This is a genomic window from Pontibacter sp. LHS2 (assembly GCF_058932845.1).
Genome location: NZ_JBZYWG010000002.1, coordinates 598221 through 618231, shown reverse-complemented (window position 1 = coordinate 618231; position 20011 = coordinate 598221). Strand labels below are relative to the sequence as shown.

General features: G+C 48.8%; 7 protein-coding genes. 6 read left to right on the top strand and 1 reads right to left on the bottom strand.

Annotated elements, in window-relative coordinates:
• Positions 1 to 53: 53 nt before the first annotated feature.
• Entirely contained in the window at positions 54 to 3200 is a 3147-nt protein-coding gene (locus AC5FX6_RS11355; protein ID WP_493597171.1) for a leucine-rich repeat domain-containing protein, read from the top strand.
• Between the two features lie 252 nt (positions 3201 to 3452).
• Entirely contained in the window at positions 3453 to 4463 is a 1011-nt protein-coding gene (locus AC5FX6_RS11350; RefSeq protein ID WP_493597170.1) for a toll/interleukin-1 receptor domain-containing protein, read from the top strand.
• Positions 4464 to 5546: 1083 nt separating this feature from the next.
• Here AC5FX6_RS11350 and AC5FX6_RS11345 read toward each other — a convergent pair.
• Complete coding sequence (locus AC5FX6_RS11345; RefSeq protein ID WP_493597169.1) at positions 5547 to 6605, bottom strand: hypothetical protein; 1059 nt, start codon at positions 6603 to 6605, stop codon at positions 5547 to 5549.
• A gap of 1633 nt (positions 6606 to 8238) precedes the next feature.
• On the opposite strand from AC5FX6_RS11345, the gene AC5FX6_RS11340 reads away from it, so the two are divergent.
• The 4 genes from AC5FX6_RS11340 (at position 8239) to AC5FX6_RS11325 (ending at position 19076) form a co-directional block, all read left to right on the top strand.
• The gene (locus tag AC5FX6_RS11340; protein ID WP_493597168.1) at positions 8239 to 11820 is read left to right on the top strand and encodes an RHS repeat domain-containing protein; all 3582 of its coding nucleotides are present in this window, start codon (positions 8239 to 8241) and stop codon (positions 11818 to 11820) included.
• A gap of 11 nt (positions 11821 to 11831) precedes the next feature.
• Positions 11832 to 17909 carry a DUF6443 domain-containing protein gene (locus AC5FX6_RS11335; protein ID WP_493597167.1) on the top strand — a complete coding sequence of 2026 codons (6078 nt, stop codon included), beginning with the start codon at positions 11832 to 11834 and terminating at the stop codon, positions 17907 to 17909.
• A 7-nt stretch (positions 17910 to 17916) separates the two neighbouring features.
• Positions 17917 to 18264 carry a hypothetical protein gene (locus AC5FX6_RS11330; RefSeq protein WP_493597166.1) on the top strand — a complete coding sequence of 116 codons (348 nt, stop codon included), beginning with the start codon at positions 17917 to 17919 and terminating at the stop codon, positions 18262 to 18264.
• A 419-nt stretch (positions 18265 to 18683) separates the two neighbouring features.
• Positions 18684 to 19076 (top strand): hypothetical protein, encoded by a 393-nt coding sequence (locus AC5FX6_RS11325; RefSeq protein WP_493597165.1) that lies wholly within the window; start codon positions 18684 to 18686, stop codon positions 19074 to 19076.
• The last annotated feature ends 935 nt before the right edge of the window (positions 19077 to 20011 follow it).

Below are 20011 nucleotides of genomic sequence, written 5' to 3'. Positions count from 1 at the left end.
CTTAAAATTTAGGTTTACCGAAGTTATTTTTATTGAATCTCATATTTGAAGAAATGAAAAATTCTGCCATGTTACCGGGAGCAAGTCAAGCTTATGACCTGATTGAAGAGAATAAACACATTCAGAGTCGCACCTTAGATCTTAGTAATTGCGGAATGGATAGTATTCCACAGGAAGTGACGGAGTTAGGCTGGCTGGAAGAGTTGATAATCGGTAACGAAAGATACTTCGATCTAATGAGGAATAGCTACGTCTTTTCATATAATACCGGTCGTACAAACAAGTTTTCAAGACTGCCGGATGGATTAGACAAGTTAAAAAACTTAAAGAAAATAGTTATCACCGGCAGAGCTGATAAGCAACTGTTTATCGAAAACATCCATGAAATTGCCAAGCTTAAATCCCTGACAGCCTTATACCTGAATAATGTTTTTATAAAAGATGCACAATTTTTATCCAATTTGAAAAACCTGCATATTTTAAGTATATCTAAAGGGAATCTGAGCAGTTTTTCGATCACTAATTTAGCTAACCTGTCAAAACTCAGAATATTGCGCATTAGTGATAACAGAATAGAGAATATCGACCCACTCTCCCGACTTAAAAATCTAAAGCAATTGCATTTCAGCAATAACCGTATTGAGGATTTATTGCCTTTGCAATCACTCACAAACATACATACGCTTCTTTTCAATAATAATAATGTAACAGATTTAAAAGCGTTAAACCAGCTTAAAGGCCTCAGGCGAATTCATTTTAATGAAAATCAGGTAAGACAAATTAAACCTCTTACTGAATTCCCCAGTCTTGAAGAGTTTTCCTGTTTAACATGCCCGGTCGAGGATTGCCCTGCGGATGTGTTTGAGTCAGGCGATCCGATCCAATTGAAGGCCTATTTTAACGCTCATGAGAAACCCCGATTCATTTTCCATGATTTCATTCCGGACTACCATGCGCTGGATGATACTAAGGCAAATATTTTAAAAAGTTATCCGGGACGTGATTTGGCTGGACTACCACATGATCCAACCCATGTGTTTTACCAAGATCTTAAAAAAAACACCATTGTTCTTGAAAAAACACGGGATGTTAAAGTGGTATTGCTTGGTAACAGTAATGTAGGAAAGACTAATCTTGTCAATTATTTGAAGTCAGGTAGTTTCACAGGTGAACGAAATTCAACCCATGGGCTTGAAGTAACCCGGTGGTTACCAGATGAAAAAGCATTTCCCGAGTTAAGGAACATAGCCGTAAGTTTTTGGGATTTTGGTGGACAGGAATACTACCACGGGGCATACAGGCTATTCTTAAGTGCCAATTCGGTCTATATTGTATTGTGGTGCAGTGAAAATGACAAAAACGGTAAAATCAAGACAAAGCTGCATGATACGGATCCTCATCAGTATGAACTGGAAAATTTTGAACTGCAGTATTGGCTGGATACCGTTAAGTTCTATAGCTGTGGCAGTAAAGACGTCACTTTAATTGCTGTGCAGAATAAAACTGATGACCCTATTGAAGATAAGCAGCGAATAGATCAACCTAAGCATGATAAATATCTTATAAAAGATTCCTTTCACATAAGTCTTAAGAAAGGAAGCGACAGGAACAATATCCGTCAGTATAATTCACTGCAGCATTTTATATCAGAGTTAGGGTTCTTAATCTCGAAGAGCGCTGACAGTGCCCCCATTCCCCACCACTGGCATAAAGTAAGGAATGAAATATTGTTTCTCAAAGAATCTGATGAAGTAAAGTTGCAAAATAACCCTTTTCATCAAGCGCTTAAACATAATCTTTGGATTCAGGTTGATGACTTTGAAAGAATTTGTAATGCTGTCTTAGATAGTCCTCTCACACAAGAAGAGGTATACACTTTGCCCCGATGGCTTGACAGAGGAGGCATTGTCGTGTACTTCCCAACAATAGAAAATCTGAATGATAAGATTTTTTTAAGACCTGACCTGTTGGCTAAGACAGTATATGAGGTTTTAGACAAGGATGTACATGCAAAAGGCGGAGAGTTCTGTGAAAGTGAAATTTTACTGGAGGCAGAGGAAGATGTAAGAAAAGTCTTCTTAGAGATAGCTCGTCATTTAGATTTAGTGTTCAGCCATCCTGTAAAAGGAGAGAATTTTTTTCTTGCTCCTCAGTATTTGCCGGATAATCATCCGATTGAAGATCTTTTCAAGATAGCTTCCAATGCTGCCTGGGATTCTTCGCTGTGGGTTAAAATGCCCGTTTTCTATTATAAAAAGGTATTACACGGCCTGTTAATTTATTTTGCCAAGGACAGTAGTACAGAGTTTCGATACTTTTGGAAACATGGCATCTTATTTAAAAAGAACAACCTCAGAATTCTTATCAAAGGCTTATACCCCGATGGAGACCCAAATAAAGGAGTCATCATGATAGGCGTAGAAAAAGACGACAATAACCAGCTAAAGCTCATAAAAGAGGTATTCGAAGAGATACTCGTTTTACTTAATGTTAAAATGCAAGCCACATCAGCAGCCTCTCTACCCATTTCCTCCAATCAGAACTTTAGTAACCAGCTAAAAGATCTTGAGCTGCAACTATCCTATGATGGAAAAAACTACATTAATTATTCAGATCTGGTGTTACATTCTGTTGAAGCAAAAATTAAAGCAAGTAATACAAACAAATGGCTTATCACAAAGAAATTTGCTTTAATCATGGATTTGCCGGTTCCGGAAGCGAAACGGGTGTTTTTGTCTTACTCCCATCAAAACTCTTCTTGGCTAGTCAGGCTACGGACCCATTTGGCGGGTCTCCGTCGTGCTAAGGAAATTGAAGCATGGGATGATATGGAAATATTGCCGGGAGAGTTGTGGGATACTTCCATAAAGAAAAAATTAAACGAGGCAGATATATTTATACTTCTTCTATCGGCGGATTTCATTGCCAGTGATTACATCTGGACCAATGAGCTCAATCTTGTGTTCGAAAATTTCAGGAAAAGAAACGCAACCATTATCCCCGTACTCCTGGAACCTCTAGATTTGGCAGGCATTCCCCATATCAGCTCAGATGATGAAAGTCAGTCCTTTAAATTGAGTGATTTCGAGATTATTCCTAAAAACTCAAATGGCTATTTGCAACCAGTCAGTCTCTGGCAAAACCAAGAGGCAGCATTAGCCAAGGTCGCAGAGCGAATTCGGCTGATCGTGAAACAATAATAGGATTTATTGAAAAGTAGAAGACGTCATAGAAGTCCGTAATTAATGCACTAAAGCAGGGTTGAATCCTGTAAGCAGAAAATTGTGAAAGGTAATGTTCCGACAGTTTGACTATGTAGGCCAAAATAGTTACGGCACAATTTACTCAATGTTTAGGAGGGATGCCTATCCTATACGGTAATCGGGGACTTCGATTGCGAAAAACAATACAGGTTGTTAGGGTGCATTTTGACAATATAACCACAATGCTATATGCCTTATATCTATGACATTTTCCTTAGTCACAATGGTGCTGACAAGCCCTGGACGGAAAAATTAGCCTTTGATATCGAGAATGATACGCAGGGTCCCCCATTAAAGGTGTTTTTTGACAAATGGGATATCAGACCCGGGGCTAATCTACCGGAAGAACTCAACAGGGGCCTGACCGGTAGTAGGTTTCTAGGACTAGTACTGTCCCCACAAGCTTTGAGTTCCGATTGGGTTGTATTGGAGCGCTCCACCGCCATCATGCGTGACCCTGCGGCAAAACTTAGAACGATCATCCCTTTACTCAGGAAATCTTGCGAAAAGCCATCCATTCTTGCACCACTGATTCATATTGACTTCACAAATGACAGTGAGTATCAAGAGTCACTTCAAGAGTTGATCAATGTCCTAAGGGATAGAGAACCTGAAAGAGGTGGACCAAAGTCCTTTGAGACGCTATACCTGCAAGAAGATAAAAAACTTCTCGAAAAGCATTTAACCGCCTTTGAAAGACCTGCTTTCAGAGTGTCCTGTATTTGGGAGCTGTTTCTTGACCAGTTAATAGAAGCAGTAGATGACACACAGGCTGCCCTGAATACCGGCAAGCTTTATAGGAGGGATAAAGTATTGGTTGAGGCGTATTTTAAAATGTCTGAGTTTAAAACGGAGCAATTTAAATCCAGTTTCATAAAGATTGCATCTTTACTGACTGAGCTAAAAATGATTATAACCCTGTTTGGGACTAATTTTTATCACGAGAATCCAAGCTATAACCATCATGCTAACTTCTATGCAATGCTTATGGCCTTAGGCTTGGAAGGTGATAAAACAAAGATTCGCAAGGCTGTTGAGAATATGGATCTGATTGATGGAAAAAGAAACGAGATTATTATGCTCCTCAACTTTTTGCTTACTGGAACAGGTAAATTCCTGGTGCCGATTGTCCCCTCAAGTAGGATTATAAAAGAAGAAAATATTGGTGGTGCTGATTTGATAGCAAAACATCTTGTTTGAAGCATCATGATTTTTACAAGCTGGGCTTTTCAGGTTACCGAATGAATAGAATAAGTGCTCCATGATCCTTCTCTCCCTGATACTCTTAAAAAGGTGGAGTACCTGTAAGGCCGCTGAATATGTGCATTTGTTACAGGACTTGGAGATATGGTTTATAGGTTTTGTGGGTCGCCTGGAGGGCACCTACGATGTAGGTTAAGTTATAGCAATTGAAGGGTTTGCGCCGCTGGAGCACGAACATGCCACTTCTATAGGGCTGTAAGCCCGAATGTATTCAAGCTTACTAAAAGCGATGCACCTGTCACGGCACAAATGAACGCAAAGGTACGTGAGATGAAAAAGAGGCAAACCAACGTGCGGTATTATGGAAATATTCAAGCCGTAGATGATAAGGATAGCAAAACTTATATATTTAATGAAGACTACTTGAACAAGTTTAGTAAGATTAAGCTACCTGATACGAAGCTCAAGCCTCTGCCACAGTTACTTTCATAGGCTATAGGAGAGTTCAAAAATTCAACCGCATTTTCAAAGAAGCTGAAAACGCTGGTGATAGATACATCGAGCTTGAAGAGTATGATGTATTGCAAAGGGAATTACCTGAAGATTTTACTTATAAAATAAAAGACTTATACTACGGATTGGAGAAAGAGAAATACTCTTTCCAAGATATGGACATAGATTCCGGAGAAAAGGGCTTTTATGATATTCTAAAGTCTATCGCTATCAGGTATGGTTTTACCTATCTTGAGGAGAAGTTGATACATCTTCCTAAGGAGGTTAAGAAGGTTGTAGACGATAATTAGCTATGAATGATCACCCACCGATAGCAAAGGACGAAGGCTGGACATAGTAACGGGGGCACCCCGCACCTCCCCCTCAATATCGATTATCCCTTCCCCTTTTCTGTTCCTCAGCAGAGAAGCCCGTTTTTTTTAAAAATTTTAGAGAGTTTTCCCTAGTAACACCGCATACAGATACTATTAAGTAATTTGCTTCTTTTCAACTTTGAAAAAACACATCCCTTGATATATTCCTTCCTGATGTGTACGAATCGAAGCTAAGGTTTGTGGAATGTCTGCTCTAGTTGAGAGATAAAAATTTAGGATCAATCTGAATGCCGATAGTAGTTGCGTTGTTGTTTGTTATACTTTTTTCGGAAGAGTATAATGGAATATTCACTGCTATCCGGAACCTATTGTCTACCTCAATACCTACAGTAGCTTGTGATAGCCAAAAGCCGTGACGGATACTTTCTAGTTTGTCATAAAATTTACTTCCACCATCTATATAGCCAATCTTAGCATTAGTAAATATGCTTACATTATCGTCAGATGACGTATACCGGATAGGTAACCTTACATACATTGAGGTTGAGGCCTCCCCAAAATAGAATGTATCATCTGTGGAGGTTTCATCATTAACAGCAACATTGTCAATTGAGCCCTTTATACTTATTGGGATGTATACAGCGATATGCTTATTCGCTCGATAAAATATTGGATAGCTGAGTCTACCATTTAGCAGAGCGCCGTATAGAAGTTTGTTGTTGACTATTTCGTGGGCGGTGGTATCACTGTTATCATTTACAGTGGTAGAGAGTGTAAATTGAAATACCGCTAAAGCGCCACTAATCAAATCAGAGGAAATTGCAGTTTTATTTAAGTTGCTCTGAAGTACGAAGTTGGATAAGAAATCAAAGTTCTTGCTCTGAGGGCCCTGATAAAAAAATCTTGAATGCGCTGCTCTTTTTACTGGAAAAAAACTTGCTCTCTTTCGTGGTACTCCAGTAAACTTATTGACAGATGAATAATAATTTCTAACTTCCCTGATGAAAGCAATACTATCTCGAAGTGCTATGATTACATTGTTCTTTTGCTTTAAAGAAAGTTCTGGCTTTGCTTTTGTTAACTCTATCGCCTTTAAATAAATCTTTTCTCTACGAATTGCCGCATTAGCGATGTCATTTGCGAATGCTGCATCGATACTATTACCAATAGAATATTTATCGCGAAAAGGCTTCGTATTAGCGCTGCTGTCTACATAAACTCTGTTTCCTTCAAAATTCGCAAAAGCAGGGAATTGAGCCTTACTTGATATTGGTAGAATGAACAATAGAATTAAAAGGTATAACTGTTTCATATTGTTAAATAAATTATTAGTATTATTCAATAATTATCATATACTTGGAATGTGAAAATTTGTTGGTGCGGTTTTTACATTCTCTTTTAAGATGTTTAAAAGTTTGACCCTCCTTATCCAGCGCCATATTAACTTCCAACAAAGAATTTTAGGGATTATGATCTGATTAGTGGCCAATAGCGCTTCAAGCCGAAACAAATTCAATTATTATTTAAAGTAGTAATTAGAGTGAGAAGTATGTAAATAAAAAAGCCACTTAACAATACTATTTGCAAGTACTGATTTTCAGGTGTCACAAAGGGTAAACGCGGCTTTTTCACAAAGAATTAAGCTTAATCAAAAGTGCCTTTCACATGCTACATACAGTGATTTCTTACAATAATTCGATCAAATTTCTTTGTTAATATTCACTTCTGTCAGCTCAAGTATGCCGCAGAGTATAGTGTTTAGTTCTTAAGCTTGGCTGAAAGAATTCCTAAAGCACAAGAGTTAGTTGTGTTTTAGGAAGGGAAATGTATATCTTATGGGAACGCTGACGATCTAAACAGGAAGAAACATGTTAGTTCAGCAACAGTCACAAACATCAAGATTACAATTTGTGTTGTTAGGTCTGGATCAACTCTCAGGAATCAATAGTCTATATGAATCTGCAGGGATTAAAATGCTATTGCCACACATTAAGAGTACTGTAGCAAGCTCTTTAAACGATACATAGGAAAAGAAACTGCTGGTTCGTTAGGCGTTTCTAAAATCACGCTTCAACACTGGATGATCTTTGGCAACTAATACCTCTTAAACCAAGTGTTGGGAGAAGGTGCTTGTATACAGGGCAACAGATAGAAGCATTTCTAACATGGAGAACAGACGAGGATCTTTCATTCTAACGTGTTTCTATAATCAATCATTCCTAATTGTGCATCATCGGCTTCATGCTGCTGATGCCACTTACTGTGTATGTACAATTACGCACATAATATGCTTAAAGTATTTCTTGTGTAGAGTATAGTAAAAACTTAAGCATAGGCTTAGTCCTTAATATGAGTTAACAAAGGATATACGGTCAACCACTACAGAGTAGATATACACCTATCATTTCCGAATAGTATGACCTGTGAACCAGTAGTATTCCAAAGCTCTTGTTTAGCGGTAATAACATTAAGCTTGCTGGTATCAAAAAAGCAATTGAAGTTGTTGATGTGGTGTCAGAGTTGTTAGGACTTGATTTTCCTGATTTCAGCATTTCAAGACTTGATATTACTACCAGTGTTCTCAGCTCATTAAAGTTTAAGGTTTTTGGACGGAAATTCCTTGTGTTATATCCTGACTTATAGTATATTGCTATATAGCTATAACTATTACTTTCCAAACATGATATACGTCATACAGCTTCGAAGTGCCTCAATAGCTCGGTTTAGCCTCTTTCTCTTTCAGGTTCCTGTGCATGTTAAAGCCTTAGGCCTTTCGGTTACCGAGGCCAAGCTGAGGCGGATAAACCACCATGTTATGCGATAGGTAGTAGAGCCCCCTTTACATATGACTCTGTAAGGTTTGACGCTATAAATAGAGTTTTTAGAAAGTAAACTAACCTGCGGTCGCACAGCGTGCTGACGGCGACTGTTGAACACAAGCCCTTATGAACACAACCCCTTATATGAAAATAATTTTCAGATCATCCCGCTTCCCGATTTTCCGAAATATGCTTCTGGCGCTTGCTGTCGCGCTCTCCCCGCTATGCAAGTCTTGGTCGCAGACCAGTGCACCGACTCACAGCCAAATCCCCTCTCTCAACATTGTTCCCGCCTCCCCGGAGGCGGCTTCGTTAGGCAAGTACGGGGACGTTCCGGTGGGACTGTACACCGGCGTGCCCAATATCTCCATCCCGCTCTACACACTTGAGCTTAAGGGTGTCAGCGTGCCCATCAGTCTCAGCTATCATTCCGCCGGGGTGAAAGCCGATGAAGTTGCCAGTAACGTGGGGCTGGGCTGGTCACTGAGCTACGGCGGGTCGGTCACCAGCTCGGTGCACGGCATCCCCGACGACTTCTCCGGCGGCGGCTGGCTGCATGTCCCGGAAAGCTCCAGGCTACTGCAGGATGATCCGCTTCCCAATTACTGGGACAGTCATAACAACGGTTGGCTGAACGATCCGGACTATGAATATATGTCCTACTTCGCCGACGGAAGCATCGATTCGCAGCCAGACCTGTACTACGTCAACCTGAACGGCAGGAGCTTCAAGCTTTTCTATGACCAAAACGGCAAGCCCTATACCATGCCTTTCCAGCGCGTGGGGATACAGGGCACCGGCGGGGAGATCACAGTCTCCGACGAAGGCGACAACGTCTACAAATTTCAGGAGATGGAGACGGCAACTACCCACTATGTCTATTGGGGCTACGGGGACGCCAACTCCAGCCCTTCAGTTACATATTACCCGCATAACACGTTCTATGTCAGTAGCGTGGAGACGCCCTACGGGGAGCGGGTGAATTATGAGTATGAGGCTTACTCTTACCGCTTCAAGAACCAGCCCTCCCAGACACGGTACGCTGCGGTGCCCGGTGAGTTCTTTAATCAGCCCCTGCCGGCAGAGAAGCGCACCGAGAGCGTCACATACGTGACGGGCAAGCGTATCAAGCGCATCACGACCAACAGGGGGCATGAGGTGATCTTCACCTACGGCTTCGCCAGGAAGGACCTGCTCGGTGCCGGCGGTATCCCTGCCATGGCCCTGACGGGGGTGCAGGTGCGAAATGCCGAGCAGGAGCCCGTAGTAACCTACACAATGAGCTATGACCATTTCAGCGCGCCTGGTGACCAAAACGATCCTGACACGCACCGCCTGAGGCTGCTTTCAGTCGCGAAGGAAGGGCTTCCCCCGCACAGGTTCGAGTACGGCGTCACTCCGCCAGCCAGGCTGAGCAGGGGGCAGGACCACTGGGGGTATATCAACAACCTGGAGACATTCACCACGGGCACGCTGCTGCCCGCAGACCCTGCCCGCGGGTTCCACAACGGAGCGAACAGGGAGCCTGACGCGACGGCAGCGCAGGCGGGTATTCTGAAGAAGATCACCTACCCGACTGGCGGCAGCACGGTCTTTTCCTATGAGCCCAACAAGGCGTTTGTGACAGAGTACGTTCCGGTTTACGGCACCAAGCAGGCGGCCTACCTTCCGCGCCAAGGCAGCGACGGCACCGCCGTTTGGGCGGACACGACGATACAGGCGCACTTTGAGGTAGCGGAGGGAGCCGGGAACCTCTACGTCTCCTACGAATCGCCGGGGGGAGACGTGCAGAACCCGGACATGACTATTGGGCGCGGCACGGTGACGCTTTACAGTCTGGACAGAAGCCAAATGTGGAGCTTTTCGGGCCAGGGCCACTTGGAGCGCCAGGCCTTTTCGCTGCCGCAGGGTCAGTACTTTATTGAGATCGTCACGCAGAACCTCCAGTCCTCTGCCTACCTGCAGCTAAAGTGGGAGGAGCCCGGCTATAACCGCGTGATGAACAAGGTCGTGGGCGGGCTGCGGGTCAAGTCCATCACCGATCACCCGGTGGAGGGGACGCCCAAGGTGCAGCGGTTTGAGTACCACATCCTGGGCGACACCACCAAGTCGAGCGGCGTTCGCAACTTTGCCCCCGATTACGTCTACCTGCACCACGTGGATTACCTGTACGGAGAGAGAATGTGGCTCCGCTACCCCTTCTACGCCCAGTCCTCCTCCAGCCTCGCCCCCTTGGGCACCGTGCAGGGAGGGGCGGTTGCCTACACGGCGGTGACAGTCTATACCGAGGATAAGACGAGGGGATACACCACGCATAGTTTTTCCCATGGGGGGGGCAGTCACGGAATGTGGCAGTACCCCTTCGGGCCCGTGATCAACAACGACTGGGTGGACGGGTTGCCGCTGGAGACGGTGGACTATGCCTGGCGGGGAGAGACCGGGACATATCAGCCGGTGAGGCGGGTGACAAACAAGTACAAAACTGCCTTCGGGGAGAACGACCCCGATCAGGTCAACTCCGGGGCCGTGCGAGGGGCCAAGGTGCTGCTGGAAGTGACGCCCGTGGTGTACACGCCTGTGGACGGCCCCCTTCACGATCCGAGGGCTCCCTCTTTTGGCATCGCTTACTACACGCTGTTCTCCTCGTGGAGCTATCCCACAGAAAGGACAGAGGTGTTGTACGACCCCGCTGACAGCACGCAGAAGGTGACCACGCGGCGCCTGTTCCATTACGACAACCCGGCCCACATCCAGCTTACCCGGGAGGAGGTGACGAAGGGAGACGGGGAGAAGTACCTGATCACTTACCGCTACCCGCTGGACATCGACGGGCAATTTTCCTACAACGCGAGCCCGGTAGTGGAGAAGCGTGTCTTCCTGAATGGTACATCGGAGCTCCTGAACGCAGAGCTCACGGAGCATGAAAACAGGGCAGGTGCCTTTCCGCTCGCTTTTTACGCGCTCCAAAACACAGCCCCACTCGCGGGCACAGCTGTGGCGGAATACGCCGGGACACCGGCCAGTATTGACCCCGCTTATGTGAAGCGGCTGTCCTATACTTACAGGGAGAGCGGGGATACCCGCGAGCTGGCCTCGCTCGAAGCAGAGGGAGGGATGCAGAAAGCCTACCTGTGGGACTACCAGGGACTCTATCCCGTGGCCGAGGCGGTGAACGCTGCTTCGAACGAGATCGCCTATACAAGCTTCGAGGCGGATAGTAAGGGAAATTGGGCCTTTGTCAGTGAAGGGGTGCCCTCTGCATCGGGCTACACGGGCAGAAAGCACTACGGGCTGTCAGCCGGTGACGGGATGCTGCGGGATGGGCTCAACCCTGACAAGGAGTATATCGTGTCCCTGTGGGTGAAAGGGAGCGGCTCACTAACCGTAAGCGGCGCAGCGGGCAGTACAGTGAGCCTCCCGAGGGGAGGGGCGACAGCCGACGGCTGGAGCTACCGGGAGTACCGGGTATCGGGCAGCACGTCAGTGAGGATTAGCGGCACCGCCTCGGTGGACGAGGTGCGGTTATATCCCGCGGGCGCGCAGATGAGCACCTTTACTTATGATCCCCTTACGGGAGTGGAGAGCGTGACTGCTCCTAACGGGCGCACCAGTCGCTACGAGTACGACAGCTGGGGCCGACTGAAGTCTGTGAAGGACGATGCGGGCAATGTGTTGAAAAGTTACGAGTACCATTACCGAGGCCAGTAATTCCTGACATTATGAGAAACCGATACACTCTTCTGCGCCATGCAGGTGCTCTTGTTTTGCTGTTTATGTTATTCCTCTCCCAGCTAGGCGCGCTTGCCCAGACGGGCCCGGGCAAGGGCAAGGCGGCGGTGCTGCCGCCGGGCAACTGGTCCAAGTCCGTGCGCGACCAGGTGGCGGCCTCTTCGCTGCTGATGCCCGACCCGGGTAACGGGGGCTATACCTTTACCATCTCGGGGCCAACCACCGTGTGCGTCGGCTCGACCTACACCTACACCGCGATTGGAGAGGTGGGCTGCTCGGCTGACTTCTGGAGTGTGAGCGGGGGCACCTACACGCAGAGCGGCAACTCGGTGACGGTGACCTGGACCTCCACTAGCGGCTCCCTGCAGGCGGCGGGCGGCTGCCCGAGCCCGGACGGCAACTTCTACATGGCCACGGGCTCGCTGTCGCTGCAGCCCAACCCGGCGCCTAACGCCTACAGCGTGACGGGCGGCGGCAGTTACTGCGCCGGCGGCAGCGGCGTGGCGGTGAAGCTCCAGAGCAGTCAGAGCGGGGTGCGCTACCAGCTGAGGCTTAACGGATCAAACATTGGGTCTCCTTTGACAGGCAACGGAGGTGAGGTGAATTTCGGCAACCAGACGGCGGCGGGCACCTACACAGTGGTAGGTTCCTTCACCACGGGCTGCGCGACCACCATGGCCGGCAGCGTGCAGGTGGCGGTGAACCCACTCCCCCCGGCCACTGTCACTGTGAGCGGCTCGACTACCTTCTGTTACGGAGAGAATGTGCAGTTGTGGGCTCCGGAAGGGGATTATACGTACCAGTGGCGGCGCAACGGCGTTAACCTCCCAGTAAATGCCACGGGCAGGAACTACAAGGCCACCGAGGCGGGCTCTTACACCGTGGCCGTGACCGTGATCGGTTCTGGCTGCACAGCGGTGTCAGCTGCCGTGCAGGTGAGCGTGACCACAGTGGATCAGCCGATCAACATGCCGATCATATCTACCAACGTCTGCGGACCGAAGACCATCACGCGGGACCAGCCGCCTTCCGGCATTTCCTGGTTCTGGCAGCTCTCGGCGACAGGCAAGGACACCTATCCAGTCAACAGCGCCGAGACCTTTACGGCCACCCAGACAGGCACTTATTTCATCCGTGCCCGGAATGATGCAACCAACTGCTGGGGGGAAGCCGTGCCTATCCAAGTGACGGTGAATCAAATACCTCCTGCCCCGGCTGTGCCGTCTGTGTCGACCAACCCCTGCGGAAATAAGACACTGACGCGTACTGTCAGTCACACGGCGGATGTAACCTGGTATTGGCAGGGACAGAACCCTGATGGCATGAACGCTGATCCCGCTAACAGCAACGCTACCTACACGGCCACTTCGAGCGGGACCTACTACCTGCGCGGGCGGTCTAGCAACGGCAGCTGCTGGGGCCCCGCCGTGGGGGTGCAGGTGGCGGTGTACCCGATTCCGGCTACGCCCACCGCCCCCGCAGTGGCCCGTTTCGGCCCGGGGGAGGTGACGCTGGCCGTGCAGTCCCCATCAGGGAGCCTAACCTACCGCTGGTACAGTGCCTCCTCGGGCGGAACGCTACTGCACATAGGACCGAACTACACGCGGTCAGTGAATTCGACCGCTACCTTCTACGTTGCTGCCCGCAGCCAGGGCCTGCAGGAGTGCGAGAGTAGTCGTCGCGCGGTGAAGGTGACAGTGCACACCGTTCCGGTAGTCACCGTTGTCAGCGGCTCCACGACCTGGTTGCCGGGGGCCAGCGTCACGCTGTCCACTAATGTCGCCTACTCCTCCTATCAATGGTTGCGCAATGGGACCGAGCTTACGGGCAAAACGGCGCGGACGCTGACGGTGTCCGAGCCGGGCCGCTACAGCGTGCGGGTGACCATGGGAACCCTCTCGGCGACCTCCGCTGAAACAAGGGTGGCGCGGGCGCGGGACCTATCGGACATGAACTACATTGTGGAGAACACGGTGCAAAAGGCGGGCGTAGACAGCGCCGAAGAGGCCGACGCGCTTATGGATTCCCTCTCACAGCAGATTACTTACTTTGACGGACTGGGCCGGCCGGTGCAGACAGTGCTCACACAGGCCAGCCCCTTGAAGCAGGACATCGTCACGCCGGTCACCTACGACGCGATGGGCCGTGTGGACAAGGCCTACCTGCCCTACGCCAAGGGCCAGGGCGGGGCTTACCGAGCGAGCGCTGTGCCGGAGCAGCTGGCTTTCTACGATCCGACGGGCACAACGCACCTTAATGTGGCCAAGGACGCCAAGCCCTTCGCGGTGCCAGTGTACGAGGCCTCGCCGCTAAGCCGGGTCACGGAGCAGGGGGCGCCTGGCCTGGCCTGGCAACCGGGCACGGGGCACGCCGCTCAGGCAGCCTTCCGGTTGAACAGGCCCGGAGAGCTGCGAGAGTGGGAGTACGACTTTGGCAGTGGGGACTTTATTCTCAAGGGGCACTATGCGGCTGGAGACCTGTTGGTTAGTGAAAATCGGGATGAGCACGGCGCACTGACGGTGGAGTACAAGGATCGCTTCGGGCGTGTGCTGGGCATCAAAGCGCAGGAAAAGGCAGGCACCATCACAGACTCATGGGAGGAGCCGGAGAGTTCCTTCCTGATCTCCCAGCACGTGTACGACAAGCTGGGCAACCTCCGGCTGGTGATCCAGCCCATGGGCCTTCGCGCCGTAGCGGAGTCCTCCCTTACGAGGTTGGATAAAAGCTTCACCGCCAAGTGGTGCTTCCGCTACGAGTACGACGGCCGCAGAAGAGTGATCAGCAAGCAGGTGCCGGGAACAGGGCTGGTGGAGACGGTTTATGACGGCCTGGACCGGCCGATTCTGACAAGGGACGCCAACCAGGCGGAGAGGGATGAGTGGAGCTATGTGAAATATGATGCGCTCGGGCGGCCGATCATGACAGGCACGCTGTCCGAGAGCAGGAACCGGGAGGCTCTGCAGCAGGCGGCCGAGAGCTACCTACTGCAGGCCGGGAAGCACCTGTTCGAGGAACGGAATGGATCCGCCTTCGGGTATTCCCTCAATCTCGCGTTTCCGGCGGCGGACACGGCCAGCCTAATGACGGTCTCCTTCTATGACGACTACGACTACGCGCCTTTGAGCGGCTATGCCTTCGTGCCGGAGGCGGGTGTGGCCCAGGCGCAGGACGCAGTGATGCTCCGGGGGCAGGCCACCGGCTCGAGTTCGCGCAGGCTGGACACGCGCGGCTGGCTGAGCGGGGTGAGCTATTACGACGACAAGTACCGCCCGGTGCAGACCATTGCGCAGAACCACCTGGGCGGAGAGGACAGAACCACCACGCGCTTCAGTTTCATCGGCAACCCGACGGAGACCCTCACTACCCATGAGAAAGGCGAGGCGTGGTATACGGTCCGAAATGATATGAAGTATGATCACCAGGGACGCCTGCGGGAGACGTGGCAGCGCACCGGTGGAGGGGACCGCGTACTGCTTGCGCGCCTTGACTACAACGAGCTGGGACAGGTGGTGGACAGGAAACTGCACTCCACCGACAGTGTCACTTTCCTTCAGTCGGTAGACATGCGCTATAACATCCGCGGCTGGCTCACCTCCGTCAACAATGGCACGCTCACTGATGACGGCGGTGCCTCGAACGGCGACGCAGGCGAGAGCCTCTACCCGGACCTGTTCGGGCTGGAGTACGGCTACAACACGGACCTGCTCCTGATTCCGGGTGAGCCGGGGCGGGAGCGCTACAACGGCCACGTGGCGGAGATGCGCTGGATTTCTGCCGGGGACAGGGTCGGCAGGGGCTATGCCTACAGCTACGACAGAGCCAATCGGCTGGCCGGGGGCGATTACCGCATGCGGTCCTCCGGCGCCTGGGCCATGGGGGCGGAGGACTACTCGCTGGCTGGTATGCGCTACGATGCCAACGGCAACATTCTCTCGCTGCAGCGCCGGGGTATGCGGTCGGGACAGGCGCAAGACCGCTCCGCCGACCGCGTCTTCGGCGTGGTAGATGAGCTTGGGTACAGGTATGAGGGCAACAGGCTTATGTCGGTGAATGACACAGCTACCGTAAGCGGCCCGGCGGGCGATTTCCGCGACAACGGAATGAACCGGCTGTATGCGGCTGGGGACACGGCGACGGCTGAGTTCACCTATGACGCCAGCGGCAACATGACCCGTGACCGCAACAAGGGCATCAGGGTGAGCTACAACCTGCTGAACCTGCCGGACACGGTGCACGTGGCGGGCAAAGGCTATATTGCCTACGCCTACATGGCCACGGGCGCCAGGCTGCGGAAGACCGTTCACGAGGAAGGCAAGCAGCCGGTTGCTACCGACTATTCCGGCCTGTTCGTGCACCAGGGTGACACGCTCTTTGCCCACACCTCCGAGGGCAGGGTGCTGCGCGAGCCGGGCAAGGGCGACGGCTGGCGCTATGAGTACAGCATCAAGGACCACCAGGGCAACTTGCGCCTCACCTTCACCGAGGCGGACACGCTGATTTATCTGGCCACCATGGAATCGGAGCGGCCCGATGAGGCGGAGGGGTTTGACGGCTTCGGCACCGGCGCGGTTCGGGTCCCTGTGGCCGGGATCTTTGACCATACCCACAGGCATCCGGACAGGCAGCGGCTGGGGCTCAGCACTGGGGAGGCTTTTGAGGCAGTCAGGTTCCACAAGGGCATTGACAAACACGCGGTGCGGCCCGGCATCAGCCTGAAGGTGATGCCGGGGGACACGGTGCGGGCGAGGGTGCGCGCCAAGTACCTGGACTTGCGGGAAAGCCACGTCGACTTCTCCACCGTGATGTGGGCGCTGGCGGGAAGTGGGGGCTATGCCGTGGTGACCGATGCCGGCGTGACGACGATAACTGACGGCGCGGGCAACCTCCTGGCCACGCTTCAGGGCGGCAGTGGTTATGGGGGCGTGCCCCAGGCCTCGCTGGACTACCATCTCTTCGATGAGAGGGGAGACACGATCACCTCGGGCTCTGTGCCGGTGACAGCCGCCGCCGCGGTGTTTGACGTGGCCAGCGCCAATGCGGCGCACGAGGAGCTGCTGCTCACCGTGCCGGGCATCAGCAGGGCCGGTTACCTGCGCATTGAGCTGAGCCACAGCATCAGCGAAAAGCTGGAGGTGTACTTTGACGACCTGGAGGTGGAGCACCAGAAGGGGCCGATGGTGCAGGAAAACCACTACGACCCGTGGGGGTTGAACCTCGCAGGCATTGAAAGGCAGGGGTCCCCGGACCACCTTTTTCAGTACAACGGCAAGGAGCGGGAAACGGACCTGGACCTCAACTGGATGGCCTACGGGGCCCGCATGTACGACGCGCAACTGGGCAGGTGGCACGTGGCCGACCCGTTGGCCGAGACGCAGGCGGCCTTCACGCCCTATCACTACGTGTATAACAACCCGCTCAACTTCATCGATCCAACGGGCATGTACGGCGAGGGCATTAGCATGGAGGCTGAGCAGCGGATGAGTACTGGTGCTTTAATAGATGACTCGGATGAGGGATGGATTGAGACTGCAATTGGATTTGAAACCAGCGATCAGGGTAAGATAAAAGCCTTAATGCAGCGATTACAAGGTCAGAGTAGTGGAACAGAGGATGGTGATAAGGACAAGGAGAAGAATAAAACAAAAGATAAGAAATCGTCTGAATTGTTACAATTAAAGGAATCTAATCCAAGGTCATGGGATAGTAACCCTTATATCGAGAGTGGCGATTATTTAAATGGTTTCTTATATGACTTAGGAACAATTTGGGAGCGTTTTACTTATGAAGATCCTAATGTGGTTACAGGAGGACCTGATTTTATAGGTGGGCCATTAAGAAAGGGACAACAAGCCCTTAGTATAGGTAAATATCTACTTAATCCTACTTATTTCCATAGGGTAATTAAACCCAAAGTTTTAAAGAAAGTTGGTGACTACGCAAAAAAAGTTGGGGATAATCCAGACATAACAGTAAAAGGTACTCAAATTATTTTGCAAGGTTCCAAGAATGGACCTTTTAAAGGAAAGACTTACGATACAGGATTAAGTGTTCTAGAATTTTTTAAATAATAAACATATGAAAACTTATTATAGTCTTAGAATAGCTGCAAGTGAACTTTATCACGATAAAATTTCTGCAGTATTAGGTGTCAGATCTAATAACGAAACAGGAAGTTGGATATATGAAGTAGTAGAAGGCGAAGCTGATCCACATTTTGATTTTATCAAGGAGTTTACCACACTTGTAGAGAGTAAGAGGCAAGAACTTAATGACCTTGGGATTAAAAATGAAGATATTAAAATCTGGATGATATATGAGTATAAAGGGCAATGCAATATGGAGTTCCATCCTGAAGATATGTTGCGTCTTTCGAAGAATGAAATAAGCCTTTGTATTTCTTGTTACGCATCGGGTTTAGTGTAGTTGAAATTTCCTCTAGTTCGAATTTTTTGGGGATATGCCACTTGCTCGGATCCAGCGATATCTACAGGACTAGTTTCAGCCGGTGCTCATCAGGTTTTATATTTGGGCCAAGGGCATGGTGCCTAGATTATCTATAAGAGTAGATGTAGAATATATCTTAGGTGTTGAAAGTAGTAAAGTTATTACTCTCATACTTAGTGGACCATCATTTAGTAATATATTTTATTTTGGGACAGCTCGGGCACTCAATTGCTGCCAGGGAGTTTAAAAAGATCTCCTTCATGCGATCCACGTTATGGAGGTAACACGCGATCAGAATTAGAACAACTAACGAAACAAGGAGATAAAATAGTCGGGAAAATGAAAAAGCTCCTTGATAATATTCCAAGACTATTAGATAAGAACAAAAATAAATAGATATGATAGACGCATTTGTTAAGGAATTGATGGAATTTCAGAATAAAGTTAAAGCTCTTTTAGAACATCAACTTCCGGATGAATATACTGATGATCAAATACTAAGTTTTTTTACCGAATTAAAAGACTCAGGATTATTGGCAAATTCTGCATTAGCTCAGAAAGCTGCAGACTATCTTCAATTGCTAAATGATAAAAGGAATTTTGAACAGGTGTCTCTTGCCGGTATTGGAGAGATATATAATATTTTATTAAAAGTTCACCCTTATGATATCTCACTATACGAATCAATTTATTATTATTTTGATAGCGTTCTAGTTGATGAAAGGACGGCCAATAGTATACTTAAAAAGGGTGTACAAAAGATTGAAGAACGCTTGAAAACCTTAAGGTGAGCAAGGTAAAAGTTTACTTAGACAGTAGTTGCATTAATGCTTCCATGAAAAACTGATTGTATTAAAGTAGTTGTGAGAGGGATCTTGGATATGCTGTCTCTGATTAATTAAACTACTGCTTTAATTACAACAGCAAGGATTGGCAGAGTGAGCTGGGCTGAGTAGACGGACTTTGAAGCCAAGATATGTGCCACTCAGATCGACAGGTTGCCCTATGTTCAGTACTAGCAGTTATGATACATATAGTATAGCAGTACTCACAAGTATCCGTTAGTGCTACAAAGATTTAGTAAATTATTCTATCATCCTGCTAAAGCATTGGGTGAGTCTAACACTCTATGTTAAATAGGATTGTCCATCTAAATGAAAGGATCATAAAGTAAAAGGAAGAAAAGTTGGATTGTCTAAAAGTTTGATGCTTAAAAATGAAAAAGGACTAAAGTAGCATATCTTCATCTACCTTTTTATCTGGCTCAGGTCTAAGATCATACTAGTGGTTAAATAAAATAGGTTAAAATGAGTGCTAGGTACCAAGAGCTTGCAATTTTCTTTCAATTACTCTAAACATGATAAGAGGCTGTAGGACTATACAATCTATATTATTCTATATGGGCTATAAACATTTACTATTCCTGATCGCTTTACTTTTTTCTTTGACCTCCTTGGCCCAGCAAGCGGTGGCACCTGAAACCATTCAGAATATACTACAACAGTTGCAGCAAGTACGTGAGCAGCAAGAGAGATTAAGAGAATTATATGTGGTCCAGCAGGACTTAGCGGCAAAGCATACAAAACAGGATAGCCTCCAAAAAGCTGATTTTTATTCCAGTGTATCAGAAGCCCTCACAGACAGCGCACAACTTCCTCTTGTAGGTTATCAGGATGTCCTGAGAAGGCTAGAGGTAAAAGAGGAACAGCTCCTACAGCAGTTAGGA